Below are 19,867 nucleotides of genomic sequence, written 5' to 3'. Positions count from 1 at the left end.
CGCGATGGAAAAAGAACGTGGAAGACCCCGAAGGCGGCGCGAAGCCGCAATTTGACGGGGCGTCGGCGGCAGGGCGCAGGGACGGCAAGAAGTCCAGGCGCCGCAAGGGCAAGCGTGGCGGGCAATCCCGCAACGCCGCTCATTCCGCTTCGCATGAGCTTTCCGGCGGTGCTGGACAGCCTGCGCGCCCGATAGAGGATGCAGCCGGGAATCCGGCCCGCAAGCGAAAGCGTCGCCGTCGTGGCGGCCAGGGTGCTGCGCAGGACGGTTCACCTCACCCCCATGCCATGGAACAGGCGGCAGCGGCAGGCCAAGCCGGCCGGGCCGATGGCGATTCGGCTCCGAGCCGGCGCAACCGCCGCAAACATCGCGGCAAGCGCGGTCTGCAGGGCCGGCCGCTGACGTCGGCAAAGCCTTCTCTGCAGCATGAGAGCCGCGTGGAACAGACGCCGCGCAGTGTCGAGCCGCGTGAAGCGCAGAATGGCGCAGCGTCGAGCCGCAAGGGCAGGGATGGCGACGCCCATCCCGGTCGCGACGGGGATCGCCAGGCCGGCGAGCATGCATGGCCGGAAGAGCTCTATGCCGCCCTCGATCTCGGCACGAACAATTGCCGTCTCCTGATCGCCCAGCCGACCCGTCCGGGTCAGTTCCGCGTCGTCGATGCCTTTTCCCGCATCGTGCGCCTCGGCGAAGGGCTCGCGGCAAGCGGCCGTCTGTCGGACGAGGCGATGGACCGGGCGATCGAGGCGCTGAGGATCTGCGCTTCCAAGCTCAGGAATCGTGAAATCCGCCGCATGCGGCTGATCGCCACCGAGGCCTGCCGCCAGGCAGTCAATGGTGAGGAATTCTTGAGCCGGGTCGTTGCCGAAACCGGCCTCGCGCTCGAAATCATCGATCGCGAGACAGAAGCGCGGCTTGCGGTCTCCGGCTGCTCGTCGCTGGTCGGGCGCGAGACGCGCTCCGTCGTGCTCTTCGATATCGGCGGCGGCTCGTCGGAGATCGCGGTCATCCGCATCGGCGACAATCGCTTCAGCCGGCTGGCCAATCACATCACCCACTGGACCTCGTTGCCTGTCGGCGTCGTGACGCTGTCGGAGCGTCACGGCGGGCGCGATGTCACGCCCGAGAGCTTCGAAGGCATGGTGCGTGAGGTCGAAGGCATGCTCGGGCGTTTCGATTGCCCCGAGATCGAGATCGCCCAGACCGGCGACTTCCACCTGATCGGCACGTCGGGCACGGTGACGACGCTTGCCGGCGTCCATCTCGACCTGCCGCGTTACGACCGGCGCAAGGTCGACGGCATCTGGCTGTCCGACGGCGAGGTCTCCGCCATGCAGGCGAAGCTGCTCTCCTGGGATTTTGAAAGCCGCGCCGCCAATCCCTGCATCGGGCCGGATCGCGCCGATCTGGTGCTCGCCGGCTGCGCCATCCTCGAGGCGATCCGCCGCCGCTGGCCGAGCCCGCGCATGCGCGTTGCCGATCGCGGCTTGAGGGAAGGGCTGCTGACCGACATGATGGCCGATGACGGCGTATGGCGGCGTCACCGCAACCGCCGCGGCCAGCGCGCGAAATAGGAGAAGGCATGACCAAGGCACCGATCGCGGGAAACCGCACCGGCCGCAAGCTCGGCCAGCGCGTCAAGAACAAGAAGATGAAGGCGTCCTCGCGCCAGTGGCTGCAGCGCCATATCAACGATCCCTATGTGCAGCGCGCCCAGCTTGAGGGCTATCGCGCCCGTGCCGCCTTCAAGCTCCTGGAGATCGACGAGAAATACCATATCCTACGCGGCGCCAAGCGCATCATCGATCTCGGCGCTGCTCCCGGCAGCTGGTCGCAGATCGCCGCCAAAGTTACCGGCTCGACGGATGAGGATATCCGCGTTGCCGCGATCGACTTCCTCGAAATGGCCCAATTGCCGGGCGTCAAGATCCTGCAGCTCGATTTCCTCGATCCCAGCGCGCCGGAAAAGCTGATGGAAGCCGTCGGCGGCACGCCCGATCTCGTCATATCGGACATGGCGGCCCCGACCACCGGCCACCACCGCACCGACCATCTGCGCACCATGCATCTCTGCGAGGTGGCGGCCCATTTCGCGATCGAAGTCCTGGGGGAAGGCGGGCATTTCCTGACCAAGACCTTCCAGGGCGGCACCGAGCGCGACCTGCTCGCCATGCTGAAGCAGAATTTCCGGCAGGTCGTCCACGTCAAGCCGAACTCCTCGCGCGCCGAATCGGTCGAGATGTTCCTGCTCGCCAAGGGCTTCAAGGGGCGTAAGGCGGAAGGCGAAGCAGAGGAAGCTTGATCTTCGGGCCTGTCCTGGCCGATGATGGCTATACCAGGATCTGATCCCATGCTTCTTTACGTCACGCTCGGAACCAACGACCTTCATCGCGCAGGCCATTTTTACGATGCTGCGTTGCTTCCGCTCGGCTATCGGCGCCAGCATTATTCGCAGGAGGAAATCGGCTATTCCGCCGACGGCGATACGCGCTGCCGTTTCTGGGTGGTGACGCCTTTCAATCGCCGCCGGGCGACGTCAGGCAACGGCGCCATGGTCGCGTTCGCGGCCGAAACGCGGGCGGCTGTCGATGCCTTCCATGCGGCGGCGATAGCGGCTGGCGGAATGGATGAAGGCGGGCCGGGCCTGCGTTCCTACCACGCCCATTTCTATGCCGCCTATGTGCGCGATCTCGACGGCAACAAGCTCAGCGCGGTCTGCGAGAGTCCCATATAGGACCTATTTCACCGCCGGCTGTTCCGCTTCCATAGTCGACGGCTTCATGTGTCTCGCACGGTGGCCGGAAACGACGGCCCCGGCATTACGGTCCATCCTGATGAAGGGAATGGTCGCAATGACGGTCAGTCCGGCGATGACGTAGAAGGCGAGGTGGAAATCGGCGACCTGCAGGGCCTCGCCACGGAAATAGATCGAGGTTTCCAGTATCGCGGCGGCGACCGCGACGCCGAGCGCCAGGCTGATCTGCTGCATCACCGAACTCATCGATGTCGCCTGGCTCGCTTCCGCATCATCGATCTCGGCAAAGGCAAGCGCATTGACGCCGGTGAACATGAAGGAGCGGGAGAAGCCGCCGAGAAGCAGCACGCCGATGATGACGAGGTGCGGCGTTGCCGGCGTGAAGAAGCCGGTGATGACGGTCACGAGCGTCGTCACCATGGCGGCGCCGAGAAGCGTCGTGCGGAAGCCGGTGGCGGCGAAAACGCGCTTGGCCATGAATTTCGTGGTGATTGCCCCGATCGCTCCGGCAAAGGTGATGAGGCCGGATTGGAACGGCGTCAGCCCGAAGCCGAGCTGCAGCATCAGCGGCGTGAGGAACGGCATGGCGCCGACGCAGATACGAAAGAGGTTGCCCCCGGTGGTCGAGGCCCGGAACGTCGGATTCTTGAACAGGTTGAGGTTGAGGATCGGCGCCGGATGGCGCTTGGCATGGCTGACATAGAGGAAGCCGCAGGCAAGGCCGATCAAGGTGGCGGTGATGCCGATGATCGGGGGCAGGGCCGGGAGGCTGACCACCGACAGGCCGAAAACGACGCCCGCAGCCGACAGCGAGGTGAGTATGAAGCCGATGACATCGAGCTTCGGCGGCGCCGTCGCTTCCACCTCCGGCAGGAAAATCGTCGCAAGCCAGATGCCGACGATGCCAACCGGCACGTTGATCAGGAAGATCCAATGCCAGCTGAAATAGGTGGTGATGAAGCCGCCGAGCGGCGGGCCGGTCAACGGGCCGACGAGCGCAGGGATAGTGAGCAGGGCCATTGCCGAGACGAGGTCGCTGCGCTGCGTGGTGCGCACCAGCACGAGACGGCCGACCGGCGTCATCATCGCGCCGCCCATGCCCTGCAGAAAGCGGGCAAATACGAATTCGACGAGATTGGAGGAGGCGGCGCAGAAGATCGAGCCGATGACGAAGACTGAGATGGCGAGGCGGAAGATCTTCTTGGCGCCGAACCTGTCGGCCATCCAGCCGCTGACCGGAATGAACACCGCCAGCGCCACCATGTAGGAGGTCAAAGCGAGCTTCAGCGTGATCGGTCCAACATTGAGATCCCTGGCGATTGCCGGCAGCGCCGTCGAAATCACGGTGGAGTCCATCTGCTCCATGAAGAGAGCGACGGCGAGGATCAGCGGGACGATGCGGTTCATAGGCGGGAGCCTTGATAGGCTGCGGATCGGAGGCCTTTGCTGTGTAGTCCCACTTCCCCGGCCTGCCAATCCTTCAATCGGCGTCGACGACACGTTTGGTTCACGTCTGCGTGAGATGGCTTGCCCGACAACCTCTTGTGTCAAGATTGACATATGTTTGCTTCGCCGGGGCAAATCCGGTGGACATATCGTCCGGACGGCGTGGAGCACACCGCGCATCGAAGGGGATGGGATATGGCAATTTCAACGAGAATAAAGCGGCGCACGCTTTTTGCCGCAGGCCTCGGACTGCTGGCGGCGCCGATGATTTTAAGAGAGAAGGCCGAAGCGGCCGCGACTGGAGAAAGCAGCAATATGAATGCAGCGCCTTTGCCCGAAATCAATCAATTCAAGCTTGGTTCCTATAAATTCACCGTCGTGCGCGACGGCATCAACATCTCCGAAAAGCCCTATGAAACCTTCGGCACCAATCAGGACCCGGAAACCGTCAAGGCATTGCTGACCGCAAATTTCTTGCCGGAAGATAAATTTCTCAACGGATATTCGCCCGCTCTCATCGATACCGGTTCGGATGTCATTCTCGTCGATACCGGCTTCGGTGCGGCCGGGCGGGCGCGCGGGGCCGGCCAGCTTGCCGAAGGCCTGAAAGCCGCGGGATATTCGGCCGACGATATCACTGTGGTGGCTCTCACCCATCTGCACGGCGATCATATCGGCGGCCTGATGGAAAATGGCGCTCCTGCCTTCAAAAATGCCCGCTATGTCATCGGCCAGGCCGAATATGATTTCTGGTCGAACAAGGCGCGTGAAGGCACGCCCGCCGAAGGCGGCCATAAGACCGTGCTCGCCAATGTCGCGCCGCTCGTCGAAAAAGCCACCTTCATCAAGGACGGCGACAGCGTCGCGCCCGGCATGACGGCAATGCTGGCCGCCGGTCACAGCCCGGGGCATATGGTGTTCCATCTGGAATCCGAGGGCAAACGCCTCGTCGTGATCGGCGATACAGCCAACCACTATATCCTGTCGCTGCTGCGCCCGGATTGGGAAGTGCGCTTCGATATGGACAAGGCGCAGGCGGCGGCCAGCCGCCGCAAGGTTTTCGACATGATCGCAACCGACAAGATCGCCTTCCTCGGCTACCACATGCCGTTCCCGGCGGTCGGCTTCGCCGAGAGGCAGGATGGAGGTTATCGCTTCGTGCCGAAGACCTATCAGTTCGATATTTGATCCGAACGGTTCAGCTTTTCGCCGAAGCCGGAACCGCTCGACCTTCTGTTCGGTGCAATTTCTGGTAAAATTGCTTCTGGCTTTACCTGGGAATTGCTCTCCGTGCATGGCACCCATGACGAGCCCGGCTGATATGCCGGGCTTTTTGCTATTTCCTTCCTGTCATAGACGTGTTACCAGCCCTCGCCAACTTCCAAGCAACTCATGCACACCGCCGGGGCGGACGATTCGTTTCCGGGCAGGGATTGCATTTTTCTAAAATGAAGGAATTTGGCCATGGCACGCATCATTGAAACGGCAACCGGCGCGGACGCGCTTACCTTCGACGACGTGTTGCTGCAGCCGGGGCACTCCGAGGTCATGCCCGGCCAGACGAACATCGCGACCCGCATCGCGCGCGACTTCGACCTCAACATCCCGATCCTCTCTTCGGCCATGGATACCGTCACCGAAAGCCGGCTGGCGATCGCCATGGCGCAGGCCGGCGGCCTCGGCGTCATCCACCGCAACCTGACGCCGGTCGAGCAGGCCGAAGAGGTTCGCCAGGTGAAGAAGTTCGAAAGCGGCATGGTCGTCAATCCCGTCACCATCGGCCCGGAGGCGAAACTCGCCGAAGCGCTCTCCCTGATGAAGTCGCACGGCATTTCGGGCATTCCCGTCGTCGAGAAGTCGGGCCGCCTCGTCGGCATCCTGACCAATCGTGACGTCCGCTTCGCTTCCGACCCGGAGCAGAAGATCCACGAGCTGATGACCAAGGACAATCTGGTCACGGTCAAGGAGAACGTCGAGCAGCAGGAAGCCAAGCGCCTCTTGCATTCGCACCGGATCGAAAAGCTCCTGGTGGTCGACACCGAAGGCCGTTGCGTCGGTCTCATCACCGTCAAGGATATCGAGAAGTCACAGCTGAACCCGAACGCGTCCAAGGATGCGCAGGGCAGGCTTCGTGCCGCCGCCGCCATCAGCGTCGGCGATGACGGCTTCGAGCGTGCCGAGCGCCTGATCGAGGCCGGCGTCGACCTTCTGGTCGTCGACACGGCCCATGGCCATTCGCAGCGCGTCCTCGATGCCGTCACCCGCGTCAAGAAGCTCTCCAACTCGGTGCGCATCATGGCCGGCAACGTCGCCACCTATGACGGCACGAGAGCGCTGATCGATGCCGGTGCGGATGCGGTCAAGGTCGGCATCGGTCCTGGTTCGATCTGCACGACGCGCATCGTCGCCGGCGTCGGCGTTCCTCAGCTCGCCGCCATCATGTCGGCCGTTCAGGCTGCGCAGGATCAGGGCGTGCCCGTCATCGCTGACGGCGGCATCAAATTCTCCGGCGACCTTGCCAAGGCGATCGCCGCCGGCGCTTCCGCCGTCATGATCGGCTCGCTGCTTGCCGGCACCGATGAGAGCCCGGGCGAGGTCTATCTCTACCAGGGCCGCTCCTTCAAGGCCTATCGCGGCATGGGCTCCGTCGGCGCCATGGCCCGCGGCTCGGCAGACCGTTATTTCCAGGCTGAAGTGCGCGACACGCTGAAGCTCGTGCCGGAAGGCATCGAGGGCCAGGTGCCGTACAAGGGACCGGTCTCGGCCGTCGTCCACCAGCTCGCCGGCGGCCTCAAGGCGGCCATGGGCTATGTCGGCGGCAAGGACCTGAAGGATTTCCAGGAGCGGGCCACCTTCGTGCGCATCTCCGGCGCCGGCCTTCGCGAGAGCCACGCCCATGACGTGACGATCACCCGCGAGAGCCCGAACTATCCGGGCGCCGGCCTCTGATCATGAAAGCGGGCAGCGCAATTCCCCTCTGGGTCGTCGCGCTGCTCGCAGCCCTCTGCCTTGCCGTGCTCGCCTGGACGACCTTCGGCTTCGTCGTCCCGTTCAAGCACGAAACCGGGCAGGCGGTGCTGGACACCTATTTCGCCGGTTACGACGAATCTGCCGTCTTCCACATGCAGAAGCTGCTCGATGAGAACGAGACGGCGACGAGGCTGTTGCGCGCCATGTATTTCGGGCCGGAACTGATCTTTCCGGCCTTGCTGACGGCGCTGCTGTTCCTCGTCTTCGTCAAGCTTGGCCCTGTCGGCTCATGGTTCGGCCGGTCGCTTCATCCGCTCGTCGCCAAGGCGATCTATCTGCTGCCGTTCATCTACGGCATTGCCGACTACGGCGAGAATATTTCGAGCCTCATTGCCTTCGGTAACGGCGCATCTACAGGTCTTGCGACATACCTGTTGCCGTGGATGACGCGGCTGAAATTCGCAAGCCTCGCCGTCTGCTTCATCGTCGCCGCCCGGCTTGTCATTGCCCGCTGGCTCTCTCCGGGCGAAGACTGAAGGGCGCTTGCTCCGCCTGTCTCTGCGATTTAAGGCCGCGTGGTATCCTGTTCCGCTTTCGGCTATTGCTCGAAAGACTGCAAAAGCGGAAAGGACTTCAGGCTGATATGACCGGCTATCAAATCTTCTGGCCACTCCTTGCCCATGTGGCCCTGGTCTATGGTCTTTATGCGCTTCTGGGTATGCGTCGCGGGAGAATGGTCCGTGCCGGCAAGATCGGAAAATCGGATTATCGCGAAAATCGCGACGAGCCCGCCGAAAGCCTGGTCGTCAAGAATTGCCTTGCCAACCAGTTCGAACTGCCTGTGCTCTTCTATGCCTGCTGCGTGCTTCTCTATGTCACCGAGGCCGATAATCTCGTCTCCGTCTGCCTCGCCTGGGTCTTCGTCGCCCTGCGTTATGCTCATGCGGCCATTCACGTCACCAGCAACGATCTCCGCTACCGCAGCCCGATCTTTGCCGCCGGTTATCTGGTGCTCGCCGCCATGTGGATCTGGCTCGCCGCTTGGATGGCGATGGCGTGAGGCTGCCCGCGCCGCGTGTTCTGCGCGTCACTCACATTCGACAGCTGATCGAAACGAATGCGGCTTCTAGTTGGGCGACGTCGTTGTTCGCGGCAACATCTGTTTTGACAAAGGGCGGGTGCCGCTACTGTCCTGTCGATCTATCCTCTCGGCTAAGATTGTCTCCTTTAAATTCAAGTTGTTACTCCAGAATCGGACCCTTCGAAGTTACAGATGTCATCGCAAGATCGATGACGTCTGTAATCGTTTTTCTGTGGCAGCTATTTCAAATCCGCTGAGAGGTCGGTCGATGAAGCACAACATGATTTCGACAGGAGAATGTCTCGTTGCAGTCGGCCGCTTACCCTGAAAAACGACAGGGATGTCGTTGAAAATGCAACCTCCGCAGGGGTTATTCTAGCCCTAAATATTTTTGGTGGCATCGTTACTAAATCTTAAATCGATTGCTCTTATTTCTGCTTCGAGCGGTACGATTTGCGAGCGGGGCATGGGCAAACGGCGAGATGTGGCGGCAATCCATGGGATGGCAGTGCTACGACTGACGAGATGGGCGAGTACAGCGCTGCCGCTGATTCTGGCCGTGGAGCCGGTATGGGCGCAGCAGGTCATCGGCGGCAACGACACGGAGATTGTCGATGGCAGTGATGCTAGCGGCACCGGCCCGGGCACACAACCGAGCCCATGGACGAACAATGCCGACCTCCTCATCGGCAGCCAGAACGGCGACGATGCAGCCCTGATCATTCGCAACGGCGGCGTTGTGAGCAATGATACCGGCGGGCTCGGTATCGACCTCGGCGCCAGTGGCACGGTGACGGTCACGGGAACAGGCTCGACCTGGAGCAATTCCGACGACCTGTACGTCGGTTTTGATGGCACCGGAATGCTCAGCATCGATGATGGAGGCGCCGTCGATAATATTGACGGCTATGTCGGCTATTTCTCCGGCGCCGCCAGCGGCATGGTGACGGTCACAGGTAGCGGCTCGAGCTGGACGAATTCACAGGATCTCACCATCGGCTATAGCGGCGCCGGCACTCTGATCATCTCCAATGCTGGAACGGTCAGCAGCGCATTCGGCTATATCAGCAATGATTCCAGCGGCTACGGCGAGGTCATGGTAACAGGCGCAGGCTCGCTCTGGAGCAATTCCGCCGATCTCTCGGTCGGCGAGGCGGGATTGGGAACGCTGACCATTTCGGATGGCGGCTCGGTCACCGCTAGCGAAGGCTATGTCGGCTTCAGCACAGATGGCAATGGCGTGGTCAGCGTGACCGGCGCGGGGTCGAGCTGGGTCAATTCCGGCGCGCTCTATGTGGGCGAATTCGGGACAGGCAGTGTGACTGTCGAAAATGGCGGCTTGGTTTCCGCCTCCGGGGTCCTCATCGCCGACGATTCGGGCGCTGCCGGAACTATAGAACTCGTCGGCAGCGCTGGCAGCGGACGCGGCGTTCTGGAGACTGGTTATATCGATGGAGGCGCCGGCGACGCGAACCTCGTTTTTGACGGTGGCATTTTGCGCGCAACCGGCAATGAGGCGAATTTCCTGGGCGGTTTCAACGCCGGAGAGGTAACGTTCGACACCGGCGGCGCCTTTATCGATACGAACGGCTTTGCCGTCGGCATCGCCACGGATCTGCAAGGCGCCGGCGGTCTTACCAAGCAGGGCACGGGCACGCTGACGCTTTCCGGCACCAACAGCTACACCGGCGTGACGACGGTTGAGGCCGGCACGCTGCTGGCGGGCAGCGCCGGCGCTTTCGTGCAGAACGGCGCCTATGCGGTCAACGGCGGCATCCTTGATCTCGGCGGCTTCGACCTGACCATGACGCAGCTTTCCGGTAGCGGCGGCGAGATCGCGATCGGCAGCGCCGACCTCACGCTCGATCAGGCGAGCGACAGCACCTATGCCGGCATACTCTCCGGCACCGGCGATTTCACGATGCTCGGCAGCGGCACCTTGCGCCTGACCGGCAACAGCTCGGGCTTTGCCGGCACCACCACGGTTTCGAACGGCCGGCTGATCGTCAATGGCAGCCTTGGCGGCATCCTGATGATGACGGGCGGCAGGCTGGCCGGATCGGGTCATATCGGTGCGGTGACTGCCGGCGCGGGCGTTACTATCGCGCCCGGCAACTCCATCGGAACACTGACCATCGGCGGCAACCTCACTTTCGATCCCAACTCCACCTACGAAGTCGAGGTCGATCCCGTCGGCACCGCCAGCGATCTCATCTCGGTCACGGGGATCGCGTTCCTCAATGGCGCCAGCGTTACCCATGTCGGGATGAACGGCGACTACAAGCCTTTCTCCACCTATACGATCCTGACCGCTACCGGGGGGATCAACGGAACGTTCGGGACGGTCACGTCCAATTACGCCTTCCTGGCAGCCGACCTCTCCTATGACCTGAACAACGTCTATATGGAGATCGCGCGCAATGACGTCAGCTTCGCCGACATGGCAGCGACGCGCAACCAGATGGCCGCCGCGCAAGCCGCAGAAAATCTCGGAACCGGCAACGACATCTACGATGCCATCGTCACATTGCCCAATGACGAAACAGAGGTCCAGGCGAGCTACGACGCGCTTTCCGGCGAAATCCATGCCTCGATCAAAACGGCGCTGATCTCGCAAAGCCTGTTTGTCCGTCAGGCCGCCAACGAACGGCTGCGGTTCGCTTTCGGCGATCCGGGCGCGACGATGGTTCCGATACAGGCCTTCTGGCCGGGCGGACCGGAGCTGATTGCCGCCGACACCTCAGACAGCCCGGTTTTCTGGAGCACGGCCTTTGGTGGCCTCAGCGAAACATCCGCGGACGGCAATGCCGCCACGCTCCGCCACCAGACCGGCGGCTTTCTCGCCGGCGTCGACACCACCTTCGACGACTTCAGGTTCGGCGTGATGGCAGGCTACAGCAACTCTCGGTTCGACCCGCGGCACCGCGCCTCGTCGGGATCGAGCAACGACTATCACCTCGGCCTCTATGCCGGCACGCAATGGGGCTATCTCGCTTTTCGCTCCGGCCTTGCCCATAGCTGGCACGAGATCGACACCAGCCGCCGGGTCGTCATCGGAAGTTTCGATGACAGGCTGGAAGCGAGCTACGGCGCCGGAACGCTGCAGGCCTTTGCAGAGCTGGGCTACCGGTTCGATACGGCGGCGGCTTCTTTCGAGCCCTTCGTCAATCTTGCTCACGTGGGCATTCGGACGGCGGGCTTTACCGAAGAGGGCGGGGCGGCGGCACTCGACAGCGCCAGCCGCACGACAAACACCACGATCGCCACGCTGGGCCTGCATGCCGAAATGGATATCCGCCTGGGTGAGACGAATGCGACCCTGCGCGGCATGTCGGGTTGGCGGCACGCCGCCGGCGACATCGTTCCGCTGTCGACGCACGCTTTTGCCGGCGGCGACGACTTCACCGTCGCCGGTGTGCCGGTGGCGCGCAACGCCTTCGTTCTCGATGCCGGGCTCGATTTCGACCTCAATGCAAACTCTACTTTCGGCATTGCCTACTCCGGCCAGATTGCGGGCAATGCACAGCAGCACGGGGTCAAAGCGACGCTGTCGGTCGAGTTTTGAGGCGCACCGCGGTTCATGCGACCGAGGGCGTTCAAATCACTGAATCGTCGCCTTGGCGGCGAAGGAGAGGGCTGCCGACCGAACGCTGCACTATCGCGCCCTCCAACCCTGCTTCCATCGTGGAATCCGCAACCATTTCAAGCTTTTCCATGGCGGCGCAACTCAGTCGAGCAGAGCTAGAGTCCCGATTTTAATAGGCTTTTACCGGTCGTTAAAATACGAGCGTTTCCGTTTACGGCCGATGAACACCTGCATGTCATATCGGCTCGATGCGCCGGTGGCAGATCGCTTCCGCCGCGAAAAACGATAAGAATGGGAACGACATGGGCGCGGAAAGCATGGATCGCATCGGCCTGCGCAGAAAGCCGAAGCAGGAGCGCAGCATTCAGAGGCTGGACCTCATTCTTGCCGCCGCCGCCAAGATCATCGCGAAAAAAGGCGTCAGCGCCATGCGGATGACGGAGCTTGCCGTCGCCGCCAAGGTGCCGATCGGCTCGGTCTATCAATACTTTCCGGAAAAAGCGGCGATCGTCAAAGCGCTGTTCGATCAGCACGCTTCGGCGATCCAGGCAAAGACGGCGGCGATGTTCACCGATGTGCAGTCGCTAGACCAAGCGCTCGACCTCGTCTGCGCCACCATCGATTGGTATTACGAATCCTATCGCGACGATCCCGTCTATCTCGGCGTCTGGATGGGCACGGAGACCGATCAGGATCTGTTGCAGCTGAACATCGAGCATAGCGGCCGCGTCGCCGGCATCTTCCACGCCGCGGTAGGACGGCTGGCGCCCGACCTGTGCGACGAGGAGATGTACGCGCGCACTTATCTGTTCAGCCACCTGATCGGAGCCGTCATCCGGCTCGCCGCCGTCAGCGAGGAGGCCTTGGCGCGGCGCATGCTCGACGAGTGGAAACGCGTCATCCGCGCCTCCCTTTTCACTGCGAACGTCCAGACCGCCGCCTGAGCGGCTGCTACCAGCTCGGCACCATATTGGCGGCCTTCAGCCTGGGATAACGCCCCTGGGCGGATTTGACGTCCGCCTCGAGATTGTCGTCGATGACGGCAGGCGTGATGTTGTCGAGGCAGGCGGTGATGTGGGCGGTGATCGCGTTCATCAGCGAGATCGAAACACCCGGCCGCTTCATGATGCCGATCTGCACCGGTGGCAGCGCGGGGAAGCCGTCCGCCTGGCTCAGCACCTTCATACCCGTTCGCAACGCCGATTCCGGCATCACCGAAACCGCCATGCCGGCAAGCACGGCCGCGGCAACGACGGTGCAGGACCAACTGGTGAACAGGATCTGGTGTTCGCGGCCGACCGCATCGAGCGCCGAACAGGCAAGCTGGCGCCACTGGCAGTCGCGCCGCCCGACCGCAAGCGGCACCGGCGCGTCGTCGCGGATCGGATGGTTGGCCGATCCGACCCAGCAGAGCGGCTCGGTTCTGACCACATCCGACATACGCTCGCGCGGGTTATGGGTGACGAGCGCGATATCGAGCTCGCCCTTATGCATGCGCTCGGCAAGATCCACCGAGGGCTCGCAGACGATATAAAGCTCGACGTTCGGATGCGTCTTGGCAAAACGGCCGATGATCTCCGGCATATAGCGGTCGGCATAATCGTCCGGCGTGCCGATGCGCAGCGTTCCTTCCAGCCTGTTGTCGTCGAAGGCGGCGATCGCCTCGTTGTTGAGGCGGATGATGCGCCGGGCGTAGTTGAGCAGCTTCTCGCCCTCGAGCGTCAGCCGGTTGCCGCGGCCGTCCTTGATGAAGAGCTGCTTGCCGATGCGTTCTTCGAGACGGCGCATCTGCATGGAGACGGCCGACTGGGTCTTGTACACCTTATCGGCGGCCTTGGTGAAACTGCCGGAATCGACGATGGCGATGAAAGTCTGCAACTGGTCGAGATCAAGAGGCGCGGACATGGCTTCACCCATAAAGATAGCTGATGATAATCATTAGAAACATTCGTTGGACTGATCAATAGGTCTTTGGCATCTTCGGGATGCAAATCAAGCAAAGTGAAGGACAGACACCCTGCCTGTCCAAGCGGAATTCAGCTTGCTCCTTCCCGCACGACCTCGCGGGAGGGGTGAGTTGCGTTGCGCGCCGATCTAAAACGTTACAGCGCCCTTCGTACGTCTGAAAAGACGCGCGGCGCTGTACAGAAAGGAGAGTTCAATGCGCATGACAGACCAGACACTCGAACTCGACTGCGGCAAGCCGACCCCGACGTTTTCCCAGCGTCTGGCGGCGGGTCTCGCACCGTTGGGCTCTCTCTTTCGCGGGTTCCGCAATCGTATGGAGATCAACAGGCTGCATGATCTGAGCGATACTCAGCTGAGGGATATCGGCCTCACACGGGCCGACCTCACCTCCGCGTTCCTGGCGTCGACCTTCTTCGAGGACCCGTCGGAACATCTGACGCGCTCGGCCCGCAATCGCTGGCGCCTGTCGTCATTTCTGCGCTCCTGCGAAGAGTAGGAGCGTCGAGTTTCCCCGCAGGGTGATAGCCAATAGCCCTGCCGCTTGACCCGGTGATCGGCTTTTCCCAAGCCATCTCCGGGTTTTTTTATGCGCGCCGCATGAACCGGTTTGACCCGTCTCAGGTTTCCGAGGAAGGCTTGGGCCGATAGGTTTCGAAGATCGCTTCCAGGTTCTTCTGATAGCTCTTCTGCACTTCGAGGCCGCTGTCGAACATCGCGTTCAGCATCGCCGCATAGCTTTCGGCATTGGCCTTCGCCTCTTCCTTCGGTGCCTCAGGAGCCTTGGGAGCAGGCTGCTGAGCGGCCGGCTGCTGGCCAAGTCCCATCATTTCCTGGAAGGCTTTGGTGAAGGGATTGTCGAGGAAAGGGTTCGGTTGCGGCGCCGGCTCCGGCTTCGGCACCGAAAACATCAGCTGCATCGCCTGCGTGAACGGATTGTCGAAGATGTTGGGTTCCGGAGCAGCCTTCGGCTTCGGTGCGAAGCCGGTGCTCTCGAGCCATTTCTGGATGCTCTCGCCCATCGCCGTGTTGACGAAGGGATTGACGGGCGACGCCATCTGGCCGGTCGTCTGCTTGAACAGCCCGCCCATCAGCGTGTCGGCCAGCACCGGCAGCATCTGCTTGTAAATGTCCTGGCCGATGCCGGTCATCTGCGCGGCCTGGGCGGCGACCGCGCGCGAAACTTCCTTCGAGCCGAAAAGCTGGGCAAGGATGTTGTTGCCGTCGGAAATGCCCTCCGGCGTGAAGGCCCGGCTCATATCCTCGAAATAGCGGGCGTAGTTGCCGGAGGCGACCGCCTGCATCAGCCCGACGAAATCATAAGGGTTGCTGGTGCTGCGCTTCAGCCCGGCGGAAAAAGCCGGCATCAGGGCGGCCATCGCCTTCGTCGCCTGTTCCTGCGCCAGATTGAACTGCCGGGCGACCGCCTCCATCGCCGCGCCGTTCTGCGCCTGCATCATCATGTCGAAGAGTGGCAGCATGGAGGTCCCTTTCCCCGAGTCGTGACGCGTGTAACGTCACTATATCCGGAAATGGTAATGCGCAAACGGCTTTTTGCCAGAGGCGCTTAGGACGGTCTCAGTACTGATAGTCCTCGAAGACCGGCTCGACGGAACCTTGCCAGCGGCCGTTGTAGAGCGACAGCAGATCCTCGGCGAGCGTCGCCTTCTTGGCGAGCACTTCGTCGAGCGGCGCCAGGAAGATGCTCTCGTCCTGGCCTTCCCCATTGAGCTTGCCGCGCGCCTTGAGGCCGGCCCTTGAAATGCCGACCACTTCGCGCGCCATGTCGAAGAGCGCATGCCCGCGAAACTCTGCTTTCAATCCTTCGGCGGGAACGGCGTTGCGCAGGGCGCTCACCTCGGCAAAGCTCCAATCCTTGGTCAGTTCGTCGGCCGCGTCGAGTGCCGCGTCGTCATAGAGCAGGCCGACCCAGAAGGCCGGCAAGGCGCAGATGCGCCGCCAGGGGCCGCCGTCCGCGCCCCGCATTTCGAGGAAGCGTTTCAGCCGCACGTCGGGGAAGAGTGTCGAAAGATGGTTGGTCCAGTCGCCCATCGTCGGCGAGGGATCGGCGACCTCGCCCTTCAAGGCGCCGTTCATGAACTGGCGGAAGGTGACGTGCGTACAGTCGTGATAACGCCCGTCCCGGACGATGAAATACATCGGCACGTCGAGCGCCCACTCGGCATAGTCGTGGAAGCCGAAATCGTCGCGGAAGGTGAAATCGAGCAGGCCGGAGCGCCGGTTGTCGACATCGCGCCAGATATCGCCGCGCCAGGAAAGCAGCCCGTTCGGCTCGCCCTCGGTAAACGGCGAGGAGGCAAACAGCGCCGTCGCCAGCGATTGCAGCTTCATCGAGACGCGCATCTTCTTGCGCATGTCGGCTTCCGAGGAAAAATCGAGGTTCACCTGGATCGTGCAGGTGCGATACATCATGTCGAGACCCTTGGTGCCGACCTTCGGCATATAGCGGGTCATGATCTCGTAGCGAGATTTCGGCATTTGCGGGGTTTGCGCATAGGTCCATTTCGGACTGCCGCCGATGCCGAGGAAACGGATGCCCATCGGCTCGGCAATCTCGCGCAGCGTCGCCAGATGCTGGTTCGATTCCTTGCAGGTCTGATGGATCGTCTCCAGCGGCGCACCCGACAATTCGAACTGGCCGCCGGGCTCGATCGAGATCGCGCCCATGCCGTTCTCTTCGGCAAGGCCGATGATGTTGCTGCCGTCCAAGATCGGCTCCCAGCCGCTCTTTTTCTGCAGGCCGGTGAGCAGGGCGGAGATGCTGGCATCGCCGAAATAGGGAACCGGGCTGTTATCGGCGCGGAAGAAGGCGAACTTCTCGTGTTCGGTGCCGATCCGGAAGCGCTCCCGCGGCTTGTTGCCCGCGGCGAGATAGTCGGTCAATTCCTGGACCGAAGAGAGCGGCGTCTGGTCGGTAGTGTCGCGGGCCATGCGGGGTACCTGTATTCGAAAAGCGCCCAGGGGGCCGGGCAATTGGAAGGTGATTAGGACCCAAGCCACGTATGTTGCAAGTGAAATTCTTTCAACGAGGCATCAAAAAAACAGCAGTGATTTCCGCGTCAACCCGTTTTCGCAGTCACGTCCAGTCGCCGATCGCCGCCTGGACCACCGCCAGCGCTGCAACGGCCGCCGTATCTGCCCTGAGGATGCGCGGCCCGAGTGGAATGGCAGTAACGAAATCGAGGCTTCGAAGCCGCGCCCGCTCTTCTTCCGAAAAGCCGCCTTCCGGCCCGACGAGCAGAGCGAGATGTCTTTCCCGGATGCCTGCCAGCACCGGCAGCGGGTTTTGCCCGGCATCGCCCTCGTCGCAATAGATGATGCGCCGCTCGCTCGGCCAGCGGTCGAGCAGGTCGGAAAGCCTCACCGGCTCGGCCACCTCAGGGATGCCGAGAACGCCGCATTGCTCGGCGGCTTCCACGACATTGGCGCGCAGCTTGTCGAGATTGGTGATCTTGCCCTGCACGTGCTGGGTCATGACGGGCTGCAGCAGGCCCGCGCCCATTTCGACCGCCTTCTGCACGAGATAATCCATGCGCCCGACCTTGAGCGGCGCGAAGAGATAATGCAGGTCGCAAGGGGCCGGCTGCGGCCGCGTCTGCTCGGTGGCCGTCAGCTGGATGCGCTTGCGCGTGGGGAAGGAGAGGGAGGCCTTCCACTCGCCGTCACGGCCGTTGAAGAGCAGGATCTCCGCAGCGTCCTCCATCCTCAGCACATTGGCGAGATAGTTGAACTGATCGGCATTCGCCTCCACGACGCCGCCGCTGGAAAGCGGCGCATCGACGAAAAGCCGTTGCATGCGGAAATTGGCGCGCATTCGAAAAACCTGGGGTCTCAGACAAAGAGCGCGAACATAACCCAATAAATCATCGCCGCAAGCACTGCCGACACCGGCACGGTGATGATCCAGGCAGCGATGATCGTCATGAAATGCGAGCGGCGCACCAGATAGCGCCGCCGCGACTCGTGGATATTGGGCTCTTCCGGCTCGTCGATATCAAAGCTCTCGGTCTTGCGCCTGATATAGGCGATGCGCCGCTTGGAATGGCGGGTGTACCATTCGCGGAAGAAACCGACGCCGAAGACGGCGCCGACGGCGATATGGGTGGTGCTGACCGGCAGGCCGAGCCAGGAGGCGACGATGACGGTGAAAGCGGTCGACAGCGCCACGCAATAGGCGCGCATCGGATTGAGCTTGGTGATCTCTTCGCCGACGAGACGGATGAGGCGCGGCCCGAAGAGCAGCAGGCCGACGGAGATGCCGACGGCGCCGATCAGCATCACCCAGAGCGGCGGATGCCCGGCGCCGCCATCACCGCCGACACCGGCCGAATGGACGATCGCCGAAAGCGGCCCGACCGCGTTCGAAACGTCGTTTGCGCCATGCGCGAAGGAAAGCAGCGCCGCGGAGCCGATCAGCGGCAGCCGGAACAGCACCCGCAGCGAGCTGTTGCGGTTTTCGAGATTCTGCGCTTGGGCGAGGACGGGCGGCCGGGCGCCAAGCCAGCTCACCAGCCCGATGCCGATCCCGATGAGGATGATCGTCAAAGAAGGAAACCGGCCGGCAGGCGACAGCTGCAGCACCATATAGGCCATGAAGCCGCCGGCCATCACCGCGACCAGGACCGGCACCCAGCGCCGGGCCGCCGCGATCTTGTCTTCGCGATAGATGATGAGGGTCTTGACGAGATAGAGCAGGCCGGCCGCGATCAGCCCGCCGATCAGCGGTGAGGTGATCCAGCTCGAGGTGATCTCCAGCATCACCCGCCAGTTCACCGGCTCCGGCCCGACGGCGGCGATGCCGGCGCCGATCACCGCGCCGACGATCGCATGGGTGGTGGAAACCGGCGCATTCATCCAGGTGGCGAGGTTGATCCAGAGGGCCGCCGCGGTCAGCGCCGCCATCATGATCCAGCCGAGCACCGCCGGCGGCACCTGGCCGGCATCGACGATGTCGGAGGAAATCGTCCTGACCACTTCGCCGCCGGCGATCGTGGCGCCCAGGACCTCGAAGATCGCGGCGATGACGAGCGCCTGGCCCATCGTCATGGCGCGTGCACCGACGGCCGCGCCGACATTGTTGGTCACGTCGTTGGCGCCGATATTCATCGCCATGTAGCCGGCAAGGGCCGCCGCCGCCACGACGAGCACGGCTCCCGGCCGGTCGAAGACGTAAACGCCTGCAAAGAGCATGACGAGGCCGACGAAAATCAGCCCAAGACCGGGCGCCACCAGCAGTCGCACAACATGTTTCGTCACGTCCTCGGCATGGCTGATCTTGTCAAGATCTTTGTCGAGCGTGCGTTTCGTGAGAACTGCGGGACGTGGCGGCATTCTACTTCCTGAGGATGAACCTGCTTTGACACCGCTTTTCTAGCAGCGCAAGATGGCAGGATTCATTCCGCCGGAATCTGCTTCGCCTGAACCCGTTTCGCTTGGCGGGCCGCAAGTCTGTCGGCCATCTTTTGCTTGAAGGCGAGGAAAAGGTGGCGAAGCTCCGGTTCGCGCACGCGCCCGGCGGCTTCATCGAGCGAAACCCATTCGATGGTGCGCTCGCCCTTTTCCTTGAAGTTCTTCGCCATGTCGGTGACTTCGAGTGCATAGACCTGCACCCTGCAGACCACCTGCACCCCGTCGCGCAGCACTTTCGGATAGGTGTAGGAACCGAGCGTTTCCGCCTCGACGGAGCCGCGGACGCCGGCTTCCTCCAAGGCTTCCTGCATGGCAACCTCATGCGCGCACTTGCCGTTCATCGGCCAGCCCTTGGGAATGACCCAGCGGCCGGTGTCGCGGCTCGTCATCAGGAGCGCCTCGACCTCACCGCCCTTCTTCTTTACCCGGTAGCAGAGCGCACCATATTGCTGTCGCGGCGGGCGCCGGAACATAAGCTGCACATCGGATGCCAATCGGGCGAGAAGAGTCAATTGTCGGGTCACCTTCACAGTGGTTGTTAGGAATCACTCATATACGTGTATCACGGAACGCTGACACAATCCAAAGCCGCAGGCGATCCGAAACATGATTTTATCGCCGTTCATAGGGGAAA

Annotated in this window: 17 protein-coding genes; 10 read left to right on the top strand and 7 right to left on the bottom strand. The window is 62.4% G+C overall.

The genetic code is table 11. The features are described from left to right. Positions 1–17 precede the first annotated feature (17 nt). From QD408_RS17610 to QD408_RS17600, 3 genes are read left to right on the top strand one after another with little or no spacing between them, the layout of a single operon-like run. Positions 18–1,574 carry a Ppx/GppA phosphatase family protein gene (locus QD408_RS17610; protein ID WP_088680553.1) on the top strand — a complete coding sequence of 519 codons (1,557 nt, stop codon included), beginning with the start codon at positions 18–20 and terminating at the stop codon, positions 1,572–1,574. Positions 1,575–1,582: 8 nt separating this feature from the next. Further along, on the top strand, positions 1,583–2,302 hold the full coding sequence (locus QD408_RS17605; RefSeq protein ID WP_414140183.1) for an RlmE family RNA methyltransferase: 720 nt from the start codon (positions 1,583–1,585) through the stop codon (positions 2,300–2,302). 48 nt (positions 2,303–2,350) lie between these two features. Further along, positions 2,351–2,734 carry a VOC family protein gene (locus QD408_RS17600; RefSeq protein ID WP_414140182.1) on the top strand — a complete coding sequence of 128 codons (384 nt, stop codon included), beginning with the start codon at positions 2,351–2,353 and terminating at the stop codon, positions 2,732–2,734. A 3-nt stretch (positions 2,735–2,737) separates the two neighbouring features. Here the strand turns inward: QD408_RS17600 and QD408_RS17595 are convergent, their stop codons facing one another. Then, positions 2,738–4,162: an MFS transporter gene (locus QD408_RS17595; protein ID WP_414140181.1), complete on the bottom strand. Its 1,425-nt coding sequence runs from the start codon at positions 4,160–4,162 to the stop codon at positions 2,738–2,740. A 234-nt stretch (positions 4,163–4,396) separates the two neighbouring features. Between QD408_RS17595 and QD408_RS17590 the strand changes: the two genes are divergently transcribed. From QD408_RS17590 to QD408_RS17565, 6 genes are all read left to right on the top strand, one after another. Further along, a complete protein-coding gene (locus tag QD408_RS17590; RefSeq protein ID WP_414140180.1) occupies positions 4,397–5,389 on the top strand; it encodes an MBL fold metallo-hydrolase in 993 nt (330 codons plus the stop codon). A 276-nt stretch (positions 5,390–5,665) separates the two neighbouring features. Next, positions 5,666–7,150, top strand: coding sequence for an IMP dehydrogenase (gene guaB, locus QD408_RS17585; protein ID WP_414140179.1), 1,485 nt, complete (start codon positions 5,666–5,668; stop codon positions 7,148–7,150). Between the two features lie 2 nt (positions 7,151–7,152). Then, the gene (locus tag QD408_RS17580; RefSeq protein WP_088680560.1) at positions 7,153–7,707 is read left to right on the top strand and encodes a hypothetical protein; all 555 of its coding nucleotides are present in this window, start codon (positions 7,153–7,155) and stop codon (positions 7,705–7,707) included. A gap of 107 nt (positions 7,708–7,814) precedes the next feature. Further along, complete coding sequence (locus QD408_RS17575) at positions 7,815–8,231, top strand: MAPEG family protein (RefSeq protein WP_414140178.1); 417 nt, start codon at positions 7,815–7,817, stop codon at positions 8,229–8,231. Positions 8,232–8,754: 523 nt separating this feature from the next. Beyond that, positions 8,755–11,817, top strand: coding sequence for an autotransporter domain-containing protein (locus QD408_RS17570; protein WP_414140177.1), 3,063 nt, complete (start codon positions 8,755–8,757; stop codon positions 11,815–11,817). Positions 11,818–12,140: 323 nt separating this feature from the next. Beyond that, on the top strand, positions 12,141–12,782 hold the full coding sequence (locus tag QD408_RS17565) for a TetR family transcriptional regulator (RefSeq protein WP_414140176.1): 642 nt from the start codon (positions 12,141–12,143) through the stop codon (positions 12,780–12,782). A 7-nt stretch (positions 12,783–12,789) separates the two neighbouring features. Here the strand turns inward: QD408_RS17565 and QD408_RS17560 are convergent, their stop codons facing one another. Next, complete coding sequence (locus tag QD408_RS17560) at positions 12,790–13,743, bottom strand: LysR substrate-binding domain-containing protein (protein ID WP_088680563.1); 954 nt, start codon at positions 13,741–13,743, stop codon at positions 12,790–12,792. 256 nt (positions 13,744–13,999) lie between these two features. Between QD408_RS17560 and QD408_RS17555 the strand changes: the two genes are divergently transcribed. Beyond that, the gene (locus QD408_RS17555; protein WP_414140175.1) at positions 14,000–14,302 is read left to right on the top strand and encodes a DUF1127 domain-containing protein; all 303 of its coding nucleotides are present in this window, start codon (positions 14,000–14,002) and stop codon (positions 14,300–14,302) included. A gap of 121 nt (positions 14,303–14,423) precedes the next feature. Here QD408_RS17555 and QD408_RS17550 read toward each other — a convergent pair whose 3' ends face one another. From QD408_RS17550 to QD408_RS17530, 5 genes are all read right to left on the bottom strand, one after another. Beyond that, entirely contained in the window at positions 14,424–15,284 is an 861-nt protein-coding gene (locus QD408_RS17550; RefSeq protein ID WP_414140174.1) for a DUF937 domain-containing protein, read from the bottom strand. Positions 15,285–15,381: 97 nt separating this feature from the next. Then, a complete protein-coding gene (locus QD408_RS17545; protein WP_414140173.1) occupies positions 15,382–16,755 on the bottom strand; it encodes a glutamate--cysteine ligase in 1,374 nt (457 codons plus the stop codon). A 145-nt stretch (positions 16,756–16,900) separates the two neighbouring features. Further along, positions 16,901–17,638 (bottom strand): 16S rRNA (uracil(1498)-N(3))-methyltransferase, encoded by a 738-nt coding sequence (locus QD408_RS17540; protein ID WP_414140172.1) that lies wholly within the window; start codon positions 17,636–17,638, stop codon positions 16,901–16,903. 17 nt (positions 17,639–17,655) lie between these two features. Next, positions 17,656–19,155 (bottom strand): inorganic phosphate transporter, encoded by a 1,500-nt coding sequence (locus QD408_RS17535; RefSeq protein WP_414140171.1) that lies wholly within the window; start codon positions 19,153–19,155, stop codon positions 17,656–17,658. Positions 19,156–19,217: 62 nt separating this feature from the next. Further along, positions 19,218–19,745 carry an NUDIX hydrolase gene (locus tag QD408_RS17530; RefSeq protein WP_088680569.1) on the bottom strand — a complete coding sequence of 176 codons (528 nt, stop codon included), beginning with the start codon at positions 19,743–19,745 and terminating at the stop codon, positions 19,218–19,220. Positions 19,746–19,867 lie beyond the last annotated feature (122 nt).

The sequence above is a fragment of the Rhizobium sp. BR 249 genome, from assembly GCF_047445895.1.
Lineage (GTDB): Bacteria > Pseudomonadota > Alphaproteobacteria > Rhizobiales > Rhizobiaceae > Rhizobium.
The sequence above is the reverse complement of the archived record's forward strand: the minus strand, read 5'-3'. Positions and strand labels throughout refer to the sequence as shown.

Coding starts and splice junctions, on each gene's coding strand:
- QD408_RS17570 (WP_414140177.1), top strand. CDS start 8,755: ATGGCAGTGCTACGACTGACGAGATGGGCGAGTACAGCGCTGCCGCTG.
- QD408_RS17555 (WP_414140175.1), top strand. CDS start 14,000: ATGCGCATGACAGACCAGACACTCGAACTCGACTGCGGCAAGCCGACC.
- QD408_RS17550 (WP_414140174.1), bottom strand. CDS start 15,284: ATGCTGCCACTCTTCGACATGATGATGCAGGCGCAGAACGGCGCGGCG.
- QD408_RS17580 (WP_088680560.1), top strand. CDS start 7,153: ATGAAAGCGGGCAGCGCAATTCCCCTCTGGGTCGTCGCGCTGCTCGCA.
- QD408_RS17535 (WP_414140171.1), bottom strand. CDS start 19,155: ATGCCGCCACGTCCCGCAGTTCTCACGAAACGCACGCTCGACAAAGAT.
- QD408_RS17540 (WP_414140172.1), bottom strand. CDS start 17,638: ATGCGCGCCAATTTCCGCATGCAACGGCTTTTCGTCGATGCGCCGCTT.
- QD408_RS17590 (WP_414140180.1), top strand. CDS start 4,397: ATGGCAATTTCAACGAGAATAAAGCGGCGCACGCTTTTTGCCGCAGGC.
- QD408_RS17600 (WP_414140182.1), top strand. CDS start 2,351: ATGCTTCTTTACGTCACGCTCGGAACCAACGACCTTCATCGCGCAGGC.
- QD408_RS17565 (WP_414140176.1), top strand. CDS start 12,141: ATGGGCGCGGAAAGCATGGATCGCATCGGCCTGCGCAGAAAGCCGAAG.
- QD408_RS17605 (WP_414140183.1), top strand. CDS start 1,583: ATGACCAAGGCACCGATCGCGGGAAACCGCACCGGCCGCAAGCTCGGC.
- guaB (WP_414140179.1), top strand. CDS start 5,666: ATGGCACGCATCATTGAAACGGCAACCGGCGCGGACGCGCTTACCTTC.
- QD408_RS17595 (WP_414140181.1), bottom strand. CDS start 4,162: ATGAACCGCATCGTCCCGCTGATCCTCGCCGTCGCTCTCTTCATGGAG.
- QD408_RS17560 (WP_088680563.1), bottom strand. CDS start 13,743: ATGTCCGCGCCTCTTGATCTCGACCAGTTGCAGACTTTCATCGCCATC.
- QD408_RS17545 (WP_414140173.1), bottom strand. CDS start 16,755: ATGGCCCGCGACACTACCGACCAGACGCCGCTCTCTTCGGTCCAGGAA.
- QD408_RS17575 (WP_414140178.1), top strand. CDS start 7,815: ATGACCGGCTATCAAATCTTCTGGCCACTCCTTGCCCATGTGGCCCTG.